Annotated in this window: 14 protein-coding genes; 7 read left to right on the top strand and 7 right to left on the bottom strand. The window is 62.2% G+C overall.

Annotation, left to right across the window (positions count from 1 at the left end; genetic code table 11):
* Positions 1–21: 21 nt before the first annotated feature.
* On the top strand, positions 22–366 hold the full coding sequence (locus LDN82_RS22225) for a zf-TFIIB domain-containing protein (RefSeq protein WP_263422276.1): 345 nt from the start codon (positions 22–24) through the stop codon (positions 364–366).
* A 6-nt stretch (positions 367–372) separates the two neighbouring features.
* Here the strand turns inward: LDN82_RS22225 and LDN82_RS22220 are convergent, their stop codons facing one another.
* Positions 373–948 (bottom strand): hypothetical protein, encoded by a 576-nt coding sequence (locus LDN82_RS22220; RefSeq protein WP_224092578.1) that lies wholly within the window; start codon positions 946–948, stop codon positions 373–375.
* Positions 949–955: 7 nt separating this feature from the next.
* Entirely contained in the window at positions 956–1,426 is a 471-nt protein-coding gene (locus LDN82_RS22215; RefSeq protein ID WP_224093934.1) for a hypothetical protein, read from the bottom strand.
* Between the two features lie 630 nt (positions 1,427–2,056).
* Here LDN82_RS22215 and dnaB point away from each other — a divergent pair.
* A complete protein-coding gene (gene dnaB, locus LDN82_RS22210; RefSeq protein ID WP_224092586.1) occupies positions 2,057–3,442 on the top strand; it encodes a replicative DNA helicase in 1,386 nt (461 codons plus the stop codon).
* A 28-nt stretch (positions 3,443–3,470) separates the two neighbouring features.
* Here dnaB and LDN82_RS22205 read toward each other — a convergent pair whose 3' ends face one another.
* From LDN82_RS22205 to LDN82_RS22185, 5 genes are read right to left on the bottom strand one after another with little or no spacing between them, the layout of a single operon-like run.
* Positions 3,471–4,328, bottom strand: coding sequence for a hypothetical protein (locus tag LDN82_RS22205; RefSeq protein WP_224165879.1), 858 nt, complete (start codon positions 4,326–4,328; stop codon positions 3,471–3,473).
* 37 nt (positions 4,329–4,365) lie between these two features.
* A complete protein-coding gene (locus LDN82_RS22200) occupies positions 4,366–4,824 on the bottom strand; it encodes a ribose-5-phosphate isomerase (RefSeq protein WP_224165878.1) in 459 nt (152 codons plus the stop codon).
* Positions 4,825–4,833: 9 nt separating this feature from the next.
* Positions 4,834–6,585, bottom strand: a complete 1,752-nt coding sequence (locus LDN82_RS22195) for a dihydroxyacetone kinase family protein (RefSeq protein WP_224165877.1) — start codon at positions 6,583–6,585, stop codon at positions 4,834–4,836.
* A gap of 33 nt (positions 6,586–6,618) precedes the next feature.
* Complete coding sequence (locus tag LDN82_RS22190; protein WP_224165876.1) at positions 6,619–7,392, bottom strand: SDR family NAD(P)-dependent oxidoreductase; 774 nt, start codon at positions 7,390–7,392, stop codon at positions 6,619–6,621.
* A gap of 33 nt (positions 7,393–7,425) precedes the next feature.
* Positions 7,426–8,268 carry a sugar phosphate isomerase/epimerase gene (locus LDN82_RS22185; RefSeq protein ID WP_224165875.1) on the bottom strand — a complete coding sequence of 281 codons (843 nt, stop codon included), beginning with the start codon at positions 8,266–8,268 and terminating at the stop codon, positions 7,426–7,428.
* 204 nt (positions 8,269–8,472) lie between these two features.
* Here LDN82_RS22185 and LDN82_RS22180 point away from each other — a divergent pair, with 204 nt between their 5' ends.
* From LDN82_RS22180 to LDN82_RS22160, 5 genes are all read left to right on the top strand, one after another.
* On the top strand, positions 8,473–9,810 hold the full coding sequence (locus tag LDN82_RS22180; RefSeq protein ID WP_224165874.1) for an MFS transporter: 1,338 nt from the start codon (positions 8,473–8,475) through the stop codon (positions 9,808–9,810).
* Between the two features lie 62 nt (positions 9,811–9,872).
* A complete protein-coding gene (locus LDN82_RS22175) occupies positions 9,873–10,763 on the top strand; it encodes a transketolase (RefSeq protein ID WP_224165873.1) in 891 nt (296 codons plus the stop codon).
* Positions 10,764–10,864: 101 nt separating this feature from the next.
* A complete protein-coding gene (locus tag LDN82_RS22170; RefSeq protein WP_224167596.1) occupies positions 10,865–11,818 on the top strand; it encodes a transketolase C-terminal domain-containing protein in 954 nt (317 codons plus the stop codon).
* A gap of 120 nt (positions 11,819–11,938) precedes the next feature.
* Entirely contained in the window at positions 11,939–12,595 is a 657-nt protein-coding gene (locus tag LDN82_RS22165) for a GntR family transcriptional regulator (RefSeq protein ID WP_224165872.1), read from the top strand.
* Between the two features lie 543 nt (positions 12,596–13,138).
* The gene (locus tag LDN82_RS22160; RefSeq protein ID WP_224092613.1) at positions 13,139–15,310 is read left to right on the top strand and encodes a glycogen debranching N-terminal domain-containing protein; all 2,172 of its coding nucleotides are present in this window, start codon (positions 13,139–13,141) and stop codon (positions 15,308–15,310) included.
* The last annotated feature ends 28 nt before the right edge of the window (positions 15,311–15,338 follow it).

The following is a 15,338-nucleotide window of genomic DNA, read 5'->3' as shown; positions in this document are numbered from 1 at the left end:
GGGCCAAGCATGAAGTGTCCTGTGGATTCCATTGACCTGGTGATGAGCGAACGAAGCGGCGTGGAGATTGACTATTGCCCGCAATGCCGGGGTGTATGGCTGGACCGCGGTGAGCTGGACAAGATCATTGATCGCGTCGCTGCCGACTCCATGCCGGCCCCTGCGAGGCAGGCGCCGGCCCCGCCGCACCCTCCGATCGCACCGCCGCCCGTCTACAACCCCTTTGAATCGCGGCCCCAACAACCCCGCTACGATGACCGCGGCGATCGACGCGACTATGACCGCCGGGATTATGAGCGCAGGGGTGACTATGGCCGTAAACGCAAGAAGAAGGAAGGCTTCCTGGGAGACCTTTTCGATTTCTAGCCGCCGTTAGTCTTCCAGGAGCTCGATGAATTCACGGGCCTGTTTGATGGTGATGTCCGAGTGGCGTGTCAGTGCCAATGCTGCGCCCTCCACATCACCGCTTTTTGCCAAGGTACGGATCCGTCCGTAGATCTCGTCGTTGAGCATGTTGCTGCTCACTTCGCGCGTTACATCGCCCTTGCTGACTATTGCCCGGTACCGGTACGGGAAGCGCTCGGGCTCGTCGTCGTCGTCCGACAAGAGATCCTTGGGCTGCGCCTCCGGCGTGAAGGGCTGGGGGTGTGCGGCCAGAGCGCCCACGGCGTCGCGTGATGCCCGTAGACCCTCACCGGTGGCCTGCAGATACAGCTTGATCGCTGCCATGCCCTGGCCCTGGGCAATAAGCGAGTAGAGCCGCCTGTGCTGTTCCTCGTTCAGCTTCGCCGCCGATTCTTTCGCCAACTGCACTGGATCCTTGGGTGGGTTGGCCGCAGCGGCGCCGGCCTTGGTCTCGGCCGAACGCTTGCTGAAGGAACGCATAAGCAGCAATACGCCCGCAATGACCGCGATCAAAATTACGAGCGGGATAAACAAGGAATCCATGGCGTTGTCAGAGCCGATCTACGTAGTTCTTAGCAGTGAGTAAGTCTGAATGGGTTGCCTGGCGGAAGACTTTGATGGCTTCGATCTTGCGCCCGCTGCGGACCAGGTTCTGCAAGTCGAAGGCGAGCTGGGGATTGAGCTGGCCATTGGGAAGCACCGCTGGCTGGTGCCCGCTTTGGGCGCCGGCCGTCCTGGCTGCTTGAGCCTGATGAGCAGCGCGGCTTTGTTCCGTCTGCTGGGTGTGCTGGGCCTCGTTCTGGCTTGGCTTGGTGGAAGCCTCGATTTTGGCGCGGGCAGCAAGGGCCGCCTGAACCTGGGAGGCTTGGTGCGCTGCGGACCGGGCCGCAAGTTCGTGTTGATAGCGCTCGGCATCCGAAAGGCCTGTGTCGCGCGGTTTAAAAGCCGCTGAAAGCGCCCACAGCAGGCCCAGGAGGACAATTAGCGGAAGGGCAATCATCAGCACGTCACCAAAGTTCATCCCCATGCTTAGAGCTTATGCCAGAACTTGGTTATCCACAGCACATTCCATTCCCGGCATAGACTTCTGAGAGGACAGTGTCAAATTAGGGCCCTCTTTGTAAGACGCATCACATTTGCGGCATGTTTAGCATGGATTTTGGGCTACGACGACCAGCCGGCCGTGCCGGGTCTGTGGATGATTTTCCACCAAAACTTTCTTTGCTCCACAGGCTGTGATGAGTGTTTCCGCAGGTCAGAAGCTAGTTGCCGCAAAAAGAATTTCTCTATCCACAGGGTAACGCACAGACTGTGCACAACGCGGGGGCGGTATTCCACAGGTTATCCACATGTGGGCTTGACAGTGGACTTTGCGCCCGGACTGCGCACCGCTAACGTGGCTCGGGTACCTGTTTCAGTATGGAATTTGCCCTCTCAGTGACCTTCAGGCAGCCGCGCGCAAACGTGCTTGGGGAGACTTCTGTGGATAAGTTGTGGAAATTGGGGAAAGCCGAAAATTGTCGGACCCCCATGGATATAACAGGAGCACTCGGCTGGTCCGGAGGCTCGGGCAATCCATCCCAGGTACACCTGCGCTTTACGCACCACTGAGGACTAACTCTCTGCAGCGGTACACAAATGGAGGACGGCTTTGTCAGTTACGCACTTGGACTCAATCGAGGGCGCACGCGCTTCGGACTCGAGCCGGAAACCTCCGCAGGACATCCCCGCTGAGCAGTCAGTCCTTGGCGGCATGATGTTGTCCAAGGACGCAATCGCAGACGTCGTCGAAATTGTCCGTGGCCACGACTTCTACCGTCCCGCCCACGAGACCATTTACGAGTCGATCATTGACCTCTACGGCCGCGGCGAACCTGCCGACGCAGTTACGGTCTCCGATGAGCTGACCAAGCGCGGAGAGATCAACAGGATCGGCGGACCGGCCTACCTGCACGAGCTCATCCAAACCGTTCCCACAGCCGCCAACGCAGGCTATTACGCCGAGATCGTGGCAGAGCGCGCAGTGTTGCGCCGACTCGTGAACGCCGGCACCAAGATCGTCCAGATGGGCTACGGCCAGGACGGCGAAGTGGAAGACCTCGTCAACCAGGCACAGGCCGAGGTCTACGCGGTTGCTGAAAAGCGTACTGCCGAAGACTACGTGGCGTTGAAGGACGTCATGGAGTCCACCGTGGACGAGATCGAAGCTTCCGGGCATCGCGGCGAAGGCATGGTTGGCGTTCCCACCGGTTTCTATGAGCTCGACGAACTGACCCATGGACTCCACCCGGGCCAGATGATCGTTATCGCTGCCCGCCCTGCCGTCGGTAAGTCCACGTTCGCGTTGGACTTCGCCCGCTCCGCCGCTATCAAGAACAACCTGGCCACAGTCATGTTCTCCCTCGAAATGGGCAGGAACGAGATCGCGATGCGCCTGCTTTCCGCCGAAGCGACCATCGGACTGCAGGACCTTCGTAAGGGCACGATCAAGGACGAGCAGTGGTCCAAGATCGCCACCACCATGGGCCGAATGAACGATGCCCCGCTCTTCATTGACGACAGCCCCAATATGTCGCTCATGGAAATCAGGGCAAAGTGCCGCCGGCTGAAGCAGCAGCATGACCTCAAACTCGTGATCCTCGACTACCTCCAGCTCATGAGCTCGGGCAAGAAAGTGGAGTCCCGCCAGCAGGAAGTCTCCGAGTTCTCGCGTGCCCTCAAGCTGCTCGCCAAGGAACTTCAGGTCCCCGTCATTGCGCTGTCGCAGCTGAACCGTGGTTCCGAACAGCGCCAGGACAAGCGCCCCATGGTCTCCGACCTCCGTGAATCCGGCTCCATCGAGCAGGATGCCGACATGGTCATCCTCCTCCACAGGGAAGACGTCTACGACAAAGAATCGCCGCGTGCAGGCGAAGCCGACATCCTCATCGCCAAGCACCGTAACGGCCCCACCAAGGACATCGTCGTGGCGTTCCAGGGTCACTACTCGCGTTTCGCCAACATGGCTGGCGATGCCGGTGGTGGCGGCGGGTTCTAGCTGCAGTCGCGGGGCCCCGGCGGGCTGGTCAGGGCCGGGGAAGCACCAGCAGGTACCCGGCGGGGAGCGCACTGCTCCAGCGTCGCGGCTCCCGGACCACGAATTGTGTCGCCAGCTGATCCGGGGTAAGCAGGCTGTTGGGGGCCGGCGATGGCCCCCATTGTCCGCTGCCGTACGGGTACAGCGGATCCAGCACGCGTACTGCGGTCACCGGAATTTCCGGGAACTGGGCAGGATCGCCGAGTGACTCGAATCCGCTCATTACCCAGGCGTGGCGACCACTCCACATGACCAGCCCCACCGGGCGGCCCGTACTGGCCATGGCCCGCGCCGCTGTCTGGAGGGCATCGTCGTAGTCGGCAATGCTGACAACTTGGTAGGGGCCCATTCCCACCGCGGTCAGCACTGCTGCCCAACCGAACGGGTTGGCGCCGTTGAATGAATCGGAAGACCTCATTCGCGCCATGTCCCATAGCTCGTTCTGCTGGGCGCGGCCGGCCCAGGTACCGCCGCCGGTGTCATCGATGAGATTGTGCATCATCTGTATGCTCGCCGCTACGCACCAGTCGAACGTGTACTGCGGTACGAAGTCGCCCTGTTGGTAGAGGTTAAGGGAGTACGGCTGAGGCGTCGCGACTGGTGCCGGGAGAGGTGCCGGGACTGGTGCCGGCACCGAAGTCGGGCTGGGGGACGCCGGCGGGGGTGCTTGAGTGGCGAGGGCGACTTCCCCTCCGGCTGCCTGCGCGGAGTCGGCTGGTTGCGCCGACTCGACTGGTTGCGGCTGGTTGGAGGCGGCCTCGTCCACGCCGTTCGCGGACGAACAGCTTGAAAGGAGGACGGCCAGGGCGAAGAACCAAGCCAGGAGACGGGCACGGGCACCGGTCATGGTCAAGTTTAGCGCGAGGCAGGAGCGCCCCGAAGGCCTAGCAGCCCTCGAAGTCGCTCAGAACCCTGACCTTCGCGGCCGAGCTGGATTGGGGGTCGAACGCGTAGCCGATCCATTCCTTGGCGAGCCGACGCGCCAGCTCCACGCCCACAACGCGCTGGCCCATGGTGAGGACCTGGCAGTCGTTGGACAGGATGGATCGCTCCACGGAGAAGGAGTCGTGTGCAGCGGTAGCCCGGATGCCCGGAACCTTGTTGGCGGCGATGGCCACGCCGATTCCTGTGCCGCAGAACAGGATGGCCCGATCGGCCTTGCCGTCGCGGATCATTTCACCGGCCGCGATGCCCACGTACGGATAGGGCTTGCTGAAGTCCTCGTCCGCAGGGTTTACTCCGATGTCGATGACCTCTGTGACCCGGGAGTCAGCCTCAAGGTCGGCCAGGATCCGGTCTTTGTACTCAACGCCTGCTTCGTCGGCGCCCACAATGATGCGCATGTGATTCTCCTAGTTGCTTGCTGCGAAGTTGCCTGCAGTGGCGGGAACTGCGGTGAAATGCGGCCCGACGGCGGCAAACACCATGGCGAGCGACGTCGCCCCTGGATCCGGCGTGCCGATGCTCTTCTCGGCCAGCGGCCTGGCGCGGCCCTTCAACGGACGGAGTTCTGCCGCGGCCGCAGCTGCCTTGGAAGAGACGTCAGCCGCGGAAGACCAGGCCTCCTCGGCCATGGATCCGGCAGCAACGGACGCCGCGAACGTCGAAGCGAACGGCAGCAGGGCATCCACCATGGTCTTGTCGCCAAGGTCCGCCTTGCCGAGGCTCGTGATGCGGTCCGCGAAGGCGCGAACAGATTCGGCGAGGACTACCGGCGTCGGGGTTTCTGCGTCTCCCAGCCGCTCGCCAAAGGCACGCAGTCCGGCACCCCACAGGACTCCCGACGTACCGCCGGCCTTGTCGGCCCAGGCGTCTCCGGCAGCAATGAGCAAGGAGCCAGCGCCGGCTCCACGTGCATAAGCAACAGATGCCGCTGCGAGGGCTGCCGCGGATCCGCGGACCATGCCGCGTCCGTGGTCGCCGTCGCCAGCGATTGCGTCCATGTCGCCCAGTTTTGTTTCGGAGTCCCGCAACAGGGCGGCAGTAGCGTCCAGGGCGGAGAGGCATTGCCCAGCGTATTCGCGCGACTCGCTGGTGGAGGAGTAGTCAACAGCGTCAGTGGCAGAAGCGTCGACGCCCGGGTCTTCGAACGAAGCAGCCTCGAAGCCAACAGCCCCACGACGGTACGCCGGCGTCAACGCGGGAGCGGTCCAGTACTGCTCAAGTTCATCATCCAGCCACGTGAGCGTCAGCGAAGCGCCGGCCATGTCCAGGCTGGTCACCAGTTCGCCGACCTCCGGCATGACCAGCGTGTAGCCAGTCTCGCGGAGGAGGGGAGCCACAGTGCGCCAGAGAACGAACAGTTCCTCGTGCTTCGTTGAACCCAATCCATTGAGCATCACGGCCAGCCGCGTTGAACCGGACCCGGGCGTCTCAGCCAGCACGCGCTTCACCAGCTCCTGGCCAAGCTCGACGGCGGACGGCAGCTCGGTATCGAATAGTCCAGGCTCGCCGTGGATACCCAGGCCCAGGCCCATCTGTCCCTCGGGAAGCTTGAACAATGGCTGGTCGGCGCCAGGGAAGGTGCAGCCACTGAATGCAGTGCCGATGGTCCTGGTAAGGCTGTTGGCCTTGCGTCCCACGCGGACCACTGACTCGAGATTCAGCCCGGCCTCCGCGGCAGCACCCATGACCTTGAAGACCACGAAGTCCCCGGCAATGCCGCGGCGCTTTTCGATCTCCTCGGGGGAGGCGCTGGCGATGTCGTCCGTGACCAGCACGTTTTCCGCCGGGATGCCTTCGGTGTTCAAGCGTTCGCTGGCCATGCCGAAGTTCATGACATCCCCGGCGTAGTTGCCGTAAGTGAAGACGACGCCGGCGCCGGAGTTGGCAGCCTTGGCCACGGAGTAGGCCTGTTGGGTGGAGGGCGAAGTGAAGATGTTGCCCACCACGGCGCCGTCAGCGAAACCCGGTCCGATGATGCCTGCGAAGGCCGGGTAGTGTCCGGAGCCGCCGCCGGTAATGACGGCGACCTTCGGTGCTGCGGGGCGGCTGCGGCGGACTGCGCCGCCTTCTACCTGGCGGACGAGGTCCGAGTGGGCGTCACAGAAACCGGCGAGGGCTTCGTCAGCGAAGTCGGCGGGATCGTTGAAGATTCTGGTCATGGTGGGTCCTGGGTTTCCTTCGAGCAGCTCGAACTAGTGGATGTGGCTGCCGCCGTTGATGTCGATGGTGGTGCCCGTCAGGTACGCGGAGTCCTCGGAGGAGAGGAACGTGATGACGGCGGCAACTTCCTCGGTGGTGGCGTTGCGGCCCAAGGGGATGCCTGCGTTGATGGCAGCTTCCTGCTCTTCGGTGCTGCCGACGCGGATGTTGGTGTCCACGGCGCCGGGGGTGATGGCGTTGACGGTCACACCGGTCTCGCCGATTTCGCGGGCAAGTGCCTTGGTGAAGCCGAGGATGGCAGCCTTGGCCGCGGAGTAGGGAACCTTGCCGAACACGCCGCCGCCGCGCTGGGCGGAGACCGAGGACATGTTGACGATGCGGCCCCAGCCGTTGGCGATCATGTCCGGAAGGAATGCCTTGGTGACGAGGTATGTACCGGTCGCGTTGACGTCCATGACCTTGTGCCACAGCTCGAGGGTGGTCTCCAGGAACGGGATGGGCGAGGTGATGCCGGCGATGTTGGCAAGGGCGCCCACGGGCGGGAGGTTCCCGGCGGCAACTTCCGCGGCGACGGCTGCCTGGGCTGCGGTGACGGAGGCTTCGTTGGCCACGTCGATTTCGTAGCCGAACGCGGGGACGTTGAATTCGTTGGCTATATCGGCGGCAACCTTGGCGGACTTCTCGCCGTCGAGGTCCAGAATGACGATGCCCCAGCCTTGGTTGGCGTAGCGGCGGGCGGTGGTCAGGCCGATGCCGCGATCGGAGGTAGCTCCGGTGAGGACGGCGGTGCGCTGGATGGTGGTCATGGTGCTCCTTGAATGGTGGTTGGTGGAAAAAGTTCAGATGAGGTCTGTGATGTAATTGGCAGCTTTGGCTGCGGCTGCCGGGCGTTCATCATGGGTGACGTCCCTGGTTTCGAGCTCCAGGGAGAAGTGGCCGGTGTAGCCAACTTCCCGCAGGGCTGCGAGTCCGGCAGGGAAGTCGGCCTTGCCATTGCCGATGCTGAGGTTGATGTTCCCCGGTTCGTTTTCCGTGGCGGGCACAGCGTCCCGTAAGTGGACGTGTTTGATGCTGGCGGAGAAACGATTGACGAAGTCCAGGGGGTCGCCTCCGGAGGCGACGATGTGGCTGAAGTCCATGACGATTCCGACGTCGGAGCCCGCCAGGCGGTCGGCGAGCAGTTGGGCGCGCTCCGTGTTCCAGCACAACCGGTAGTAGTGCAGGGATTCGGTCCACAGCTCGACGCCGAACTCTTTGGCGCGGGCAGACGCGTGGATCAGTTGAGCTGCCACAGCGTCGATGTCCTCTTCCAAGCTCTTCACCGGGTCATGGTCGATCGCGCCGCACGGCAGGACCAGAGCCTTCGCGCCGGTCTTTGCCGCCAAGGCGAGCAGCATCTCCAGGTGCCGATCGCGCGCTTCCTGCGCACCGCCGTCGAGCAATGCGTTCAGGTCCCCGACGTCGCCGTTTACCGAGCGGACCCGCAGGCCCGCGTTATTGACGACGGCGGCGACCGTCTCGACTGCCTCAGCGTCCAGTACGTAGGGCACGTGGTCGCAAACGCCGGGCAGCGCGCCAAGGTCGATTTCTTCGAAGCCGAGGGCGCCCATGGCTTTCAGGGCAGTCGCCAAATCCTGGTGTCGGAAGCTGATGGAAGAACAGCCCAGTCGGTGATGGAACATCGTCGTTGATCCTCAAGTTAGGGCCCTCGCCGGAGAAGGCCTTAGTGATGGAGACCACGTTAGCCGGGTTGACTGTTGACAGTCAACCTTTGAAGTTGACTGTTGACATTGCTGGTGTCCTCCGTCACAGTTGACGTATTATGTTGACTGTCGACAGTGAAGTTGCCTAAGAAGCGCCTCACTCTTCGAAAGGGAAATACACAAATGAGCAATGAAGCTCTGACCATGCGTGGTCCGGTTCATGGAACCAAGGAAGCAAAGCGCGTTGCCGTCGGTTCGGGCGTTGGCGCAGTCATCGAAACCTACGATTTCATCGGTTTCGGCACCGCCGCTGCACTGTACTTCGGTACAGCGTTCTTCCCGGGCGCCGACCCGGTGACTGGCACCCTGGCCTCCTTCGCGACCCTCGGCGTCGGCTTCGCTGCCCGTCCGTTGGGTGGCATCATCGGTGGCCACCTCGGCGACAAGCTCGGCCGCAAGCCGGTCCTGGTGGCTTCGCTCATCCTGATGGGCCTGGCAACCTTCGCTATCGGCCTTCTGCCCACCTACCAGCAGGTGGGCCTCCTGGCTCCCGCGCTCCTGGTGATCGTACGGGTCATCCAAGGCCTGGCCTTCGGTGCCGAGTGGGGCGGCGCAATCCTCATGAGTTACGAGCACGCACCGTGGCGAAAGAAGGGCCAGTTCACGGGAATCGTGCAGGCCGGCTTCCCGGTTGGCCTGTTGCTCGCAAACCTCGTCTTCCTCAGCAGCGTGGGACTCGGCAGCGAATGGGCCTGGCGCGTACCGTTCCTCGCAAGCATCGTGCTGGTTGCCGTGGGCCTCATCATCCGCTCCAAGGTTCCCGAGTCCCCGGTCTTTGAGGACGTCAAATCCAAGGGCGACATCGTGAAGTCTCCCATCGTGGATGTCATCAAGACCGACTGGCGCAACATTGTCCGGGGCATCGGCCTCCGTATTGCCGAAACCGCCGGTTACGCAGTGTCCGTGACCTACATGATTTCCTACCTTCACACCAACAAGCTGGCGGACAAGACTGAAACCCTGGTGGCGCTCTGCGTGGCAGCCGGCATCGGTATCTTCGCCACCTACTTCTGGGGCAAACTGACGGACCGCGTTGGTCGCCGTCCTGTTTACATCTGGTCCACCGCGTTCGCCGTCGTCTTCGGAATCCCGATGTTCATGCTGGTCAACACGGGCCTGTTCCTGCTGATCATCGCGACAATCGTCGTCGCTTACGCCGTGTGCCAGAATTCCCTCGCCGGAGCCCAGGGAGCATGGTTCCCCGAACTCTTCCAGGCCAAGACCCGCTCATCCGGAGCTTCGCTGTCATACCAGATCTCCGCCATGGTCTCCGGCTTCACCCCCTTCATCACCACCCTGCTGTTCGTCAGCATGGGCTGGATGGGACCGGCGCTGCTGTTCAGCTTCTATGCAGCCATCGGCCTGTGGGCAGCACTCATCACCCGGGAAACCTGGGGCAAGCGTGAGCGTGCGCTCGCCGAAGAAGCCGCCAGCAAAACTCCCCAGACGGTAAACGCCTAAGCAGCCATCGACGTCGGGCGCGTACTCCCCATCGGCGCGCGCCCGGCTCCGAAAGGAAACCAGTGACTCTCTCATCAGTTGAAACAGCCACGGCCGCTCCCGCGGCCGAGCGGGTAGAGCGCATCCGTGCCGCCGCCTACCGCATCCGCCACCACGCCCTGACCATGGGCGAGGTCCAAGGCCAGGGTTACGTTGGCCAGGCCCTCGGCGCGGCTGACATGCTGGCTGCCGTCTACGCCGACCAGCTGACATACCGTGCCGACGACCCGCACTGGGAGGGACGCGACCGCTTCCTTCTCTCCACGGGTCACTACGCAATCGGCCACTACGCAGCATTGGCCGAAGCCGGAATCGTACCTGTCGCTGAGCTCGAAACGTACGGCTCCGACGATTCCCGCCTCCCAATGTCCGGGATGTCCACCTACACGCCCGGCATGGAGATCTCCGGCGGTTCGCTGGGACACGGCCTGACGATCGCCGTCGGAATGGCTTTGGGCCTGCGTCTTCAGGGCTCCGCGTCCCGCGTGATCAACTTCCTCTCCGATGGTGAGCTGGATGAGGGCTCCACGTGGGAGGCCGCCATGGGCGCGCACCACCACCAGCTCGGGAACCTCACCGCCATGGTGGACATCAACGCCCTGCAAGCCGACGGCGCCACGGATACCGTGCTGCGCACCGAGCCGGTCACCGAAAAGTGGGAAGCGTTCGGTTGGTACACGCAGCGGGTGGACGGGAACGACGTCGGTGCGCTGCTGGCAGCGTTCGACAACATCAGTTCGCAGTCAGCTGCTGTCGGGCGGCCATCAGTGATCCTCTGCGACACCAAAGTTGGGCGCGGCGTGCCGCTCTTGGAAACCCGCGAAAAGGCGCACTTCATGCGCATTGAAGAACACGAATGGCAGATCTGCCGCGAGCAGCTGACCGCAGGATACGAAGGGACGGCTTCCGTATGAGCACAGTTACGACGGCGGCGGGTGTGGCGGGTTCGGCCGGCCTGGCTGGTTCGGCGGGTTCGCCGGGTTCGCCGGCCAAGCCGAAGCTGAAGACCTCGGCCATGATCGCGTCCTTCGCGGACCCCGGCCAGAAGACGACTTCGGCGCCGTTTGGGCACGCGCTCGTCAAGGCAGCTGAGGCTGACTCCAGGATTGTTGGACTCACCGCCGATCTTGGCAAGTACACGGACATGCACATCTTCGCCAAGGCCTTTCCGGACCGGTTCTTCCAAATGGGCATGGCGGAGCAGCTACTCTTCGGAGCCGCAGCAGGCATGGCGGAGACGGGACTTATTCCGTTCGCGTCAACGTATTCGGTGTTCGCCGCCCGCCGCGCGTACGACTTCCTGTGCCTGGATATCGCCGAGCCGAACCTCAACGTCAACATTGTTGGTGGGCTTCCCGGTCTGACCACCGGCTACGGACCGAGCCACCAGGCAACCGAGGACATGGCGATCTTCCGCGGCATGCCCAACCTGACCATCGTGGATCCCTGCGACTCGGTGGACATTGAGCAGGCTGTCCCGCAGCTTGCGGCCTCGGACGGGCCAACGTACCTGCGCTTGCTGCGCGGCAACGTGCCCACCGTCCTGGATGAGTACGACTACACGTTCGAGCTCGGCAAGGCCAAAGTCCTGCGAGGAGGCAACGACGTGGTGTTCGTGTCCTCAGGCCTGATGACCATGCGTGCCCTGCAGGCTGCGGATGCGCTTGCTAAGCACAACGTGGATGTCGCCGTGGTGCACGCGCCCACCATCAAGCCGTTCGACTCCCACACTGTATTGGCCGAGCTGAACACCGACCGCCTGGCCGTCACGCTGGAAAACCACACGGTTGTTGGCGGTCTGTTCGAAACCGTTGCGTCCGCCGTCGTAACCGCCGGTCTCGGCAAGCGCGTGGTTCCCATCGCGCTTCCGGACCAATTCCTCGACGCCGGTGCGTTGCCAACGCTGCACGAACGTTACGGCTTGTCTGTTGACCGGATCGTAGCCAAGGTGCTGGCTGAACTGGGCTGATTCTTGCTCTGACAGCGGTGCGGGATCGGCAATTACTGCCGGTCCCGCACCGCTGCCCGTAGTATCAACAGTTAACACCGGACTGTTAGCAGTCGCCAATAGAATTTGAGGACACACACGATGGCCGTCACCGCATCCCTGCTGGGACTGGAGAAGAAGAGCCTGCGCGAACAGGCACTCGCCGCTCTGCGTAGTGCGATCACCAGCGGTGAGCTTGAGCCCGGCCGGCACCTCGTGGAAACCGAACTGTCTGAAATGCTGCAGATCAGCCGAGGCACACTCCGGGAAGCCCTGCGTCAATTGGAGCAGGAAGGCCTGGTCTCCGCCGGTGCCCGGGGTCGGCTTTCCGTGCGGCACCTCGACGTCAAGGAGATCCGCGACATCTTCGCTGTCCGCGGAGTCCTTGAATCACTCGCCGCCCGCACCCTTAGCGAGATGCCGGACAAGGAGACCGCGCTCGCGGAACTGCGTGCCGCAGTCGACAATATGGACAAGGCCGCGAAGGCATCCCTGGAGGAACGGATCGAATCCGACCTCGAATTCCACCGCACCCTCTGCCGCCTGTCCGGAAACGAGACACTGCTGCACTCGTGGGAATCCCTGGAGGGCTCCATCCGGATGTCCATCATGTTTGCCGGGTTGGAGCGCGCCACGCGGAACATGAGCGTAGGCCGCCATCACGACATTGTCGCTGCGATCGAAACCGGTAATGCCGCGAAGGCGCGGGAGACCATCATTTCCCACATGGATGGTGCGGCGGAGAATCTGGTGGGGTAGGGATAGTCACGGCTGGCGCCGGGTACGCCGTGGCGCTTCGGTGGGAAGGTGCCCGCCGATGGAAAGATGCCCGCCGTTCCTCCGCTGCCGGGTGTGCCGCTGCGCCTATTTTGAACAGGTGACTCTGATTAGGGTGTCAGGTTAGGGGCTAAGACACCGTTCGTGGGGTGTCAGAGAATTGCGGTTTGGATCCTTGCCTGACGTCCTATCGAGGCGTGGCCGACGTCAGGTTGGGGTGTAGCCAGTTCCCATGTATTACGGGTTTAGCCGTGGGACTTTACGGTCGTTCACCTCCCATGTGGGAACTTACCGCCCAGGACAACGAACCTCGTGCGGCGGCTGGCCCTCGTCGCTGGTCGGATGCCGCCATCAATGCCATCTTGTCTTGAGGGAAACTGCCAGCCTCAGTCGCACCTCATCGAGCTATGGTGCCGGGAGGAAGTCAGGCGTAGCGTCGATTTTAGCGACGAAGGACGAAGGCTTGAGCGGGACTCGAAGGTTCTCCGTTGGCACCCAACTGACCAGCCGTTGAAGGGACTGCACGTGGCTGGATGGAATGCCGATACATTGGCAGGTACGCCCGGATCCAGAGCCGTTACCTTGGTGGAGGGTTCGTCCTTCTGTATCTCTTCTCCGAATGGGGACATGGATCCGGCACTTCCGCACGGATTGTTTGTCCATGACACGCGGATCATCTCTTGCTGGAATCTCACGATCAACGGATTGGCTCTTGAGCCTTTGGCAGCGGGGGGAAAGGAACCCTATAGGGCCCAGTTTATTTGCCGTGTCCCTCGAACCGACGGCCATGCGGACAGCTCTCTGATTGTCGAACGACTGCGGGAGGTGAGTGAGGGAATGTTGGAGCAGATCACAGTGCGCAACTATTCGTCGGAGCCGTTCCATTGTGTCATTCGGTTTAGCGTAGAAGCGGATTTTGCTGATCTGTTCGAGGTTAAGGAGGCGAGGATTCAGCACCGCTGGGACAAAACCCACCAAGCGAACGAAAATTCACTACAAATTCGGGCGGCTTGGGAAGAGGTCCGCAGGGGCGTTGACATTAATACCGCCGGTGCTGTCGTCGAGCCTCGGAGTGTGACTTATCAGGCGGTCGTTTCACCGCGCGATTCCTGGACCACTGGACTGACCGTTGTCCCCGCAGTTGAGGGAAGGGAGGCACTACCGTTCAGGGGATCGGATGAAAAGGGCTTATCCCCCCAGGATCGCCGCCGACAGGAGTGGGTAGCCAAGATCCCGGCAATGCGTATGGGCAACAGTTCTGTTGAACGCACTTTACAGCGGAGCTATGACGATCTGGGCGCTCTGAGGATTGAAGATCCTGATCAACCGGAGCGGGTTGTTGTGGCGGCTGGCGCCCCTTGGTTCATGACTCTATTTGGACGTGACTCGTTGTGGGCTTCTGAGATGGCGCTTCCTGTGGACCCCTCTCTCGCCCTTGGCACTTTGCAGACCCTTGCCGACCGCCAGGGCAAGGCTGTAGACCCGCTGACGGAGGAAGAACCTGGAAAGATTCTTCACGAAGTCAGGCTCGGTGTCTCAAGTGGATTGTCATTGGGTGGTAAATCCGTTTACTACGGCAGTGTGGACGCCACGCCCCTCTTCGTGAACACCATAGGGGCGCTTAGTCGTTGGGGCTTTGCCTCCGATACGGTAGCTGCCCTGCTGCCGCATGCGGATCGCGCGCTGTCCTGGATTCGCGATTACGGTGACAAAGACGGTGACGGCTTTGTTGAATATGAGCGTCTTAACGAGCGGGGACTGATCAATCAGGGCTGGAAGGACTCGTGGGACGGCATCAACTTCGCCGATGGGACTCTCGCGGAACCTCCCATCGCACTGTGCGAAGTCCAAGCCTACGTCTATATCGCATATCTTTCGCGTGCTTGGATGGCTTACGACGCCGGCGATGACTCTCTGGGGTCCGAGTTGGCGGAAAAGGCTGCGCGACTCAAGAAGCAGTTCAACGAACAGTTCTGGATGCCGGAACGCGGCTATTACGCGATTGCGCTGGATGCAAAGAAACGGCAGGTTGACGCTTGCGCATCGAACATGGGCCACTGCCTGTGGATGGGGATCGTGGATGAGGATAAGGCGCCCCTCGTTGTCGACCGTCTGATGTCGCCAGAAATGTTCAGTGGCTGGGGGGTGCGGACTTTGGCGAGTGACATGGGGGCCTTCAACCCGGCGAGTTACCACAATGGTTCCGTGTGGCCGCACGACAACGCGATCATAGCCACCGGCCTCGTGCGATATGGATTCGTGGCCGAGGCACAGCGTATAGCCGTAGCTCTGTTTGAGGCGGCTGAGTATTCGGATGGCCGTCTTCCGGAGCTGTTCTGCGGATTCGGTCGGGATGAATTTCCGCAGCCCATACCTTATCCCGCCGCTTGTTCGCCCCAGGCGTGGGCTGCCACGACGCCGATACACCTGGTCATGAGCCTGCTGCGCTACGACGCCCATGTTTCCCGAGGGGGCTTGTGGATGGACCCGGCTATTCCGGAGTCATTTGGCGATCTGCACATCATCAACGCACCGACAGGCAGAGGTCCCATCACTATTGAAGTCATCGGCTCCCAGGCTACCGCTCAAGGCCTGCCCGAGGGTCTGACGTTTCGACAGGGCCATCGACCCTGGATGACGGAACTGGTCGAACAGGCCCGTCTTTTCGGGGAAGGTCAGCCACGAGGAGCAAGCTAGGGATTACGGGCAACTGGCTGGCGATCGC

This window comes from Arthrobacter sp. StoSoilA2, assembly GCF_019977195.1.
Lineage (GTDB): Bacteria > Actinomycetota > Actinomycetes > Actinomycetales > Micrococcaceae > Arthrobacter.
The sequence above is the reverse complement of the archived record's forward strand: the minus strand, read 5'-3'. Positions and strand labels throughout refer to the sequence as shown.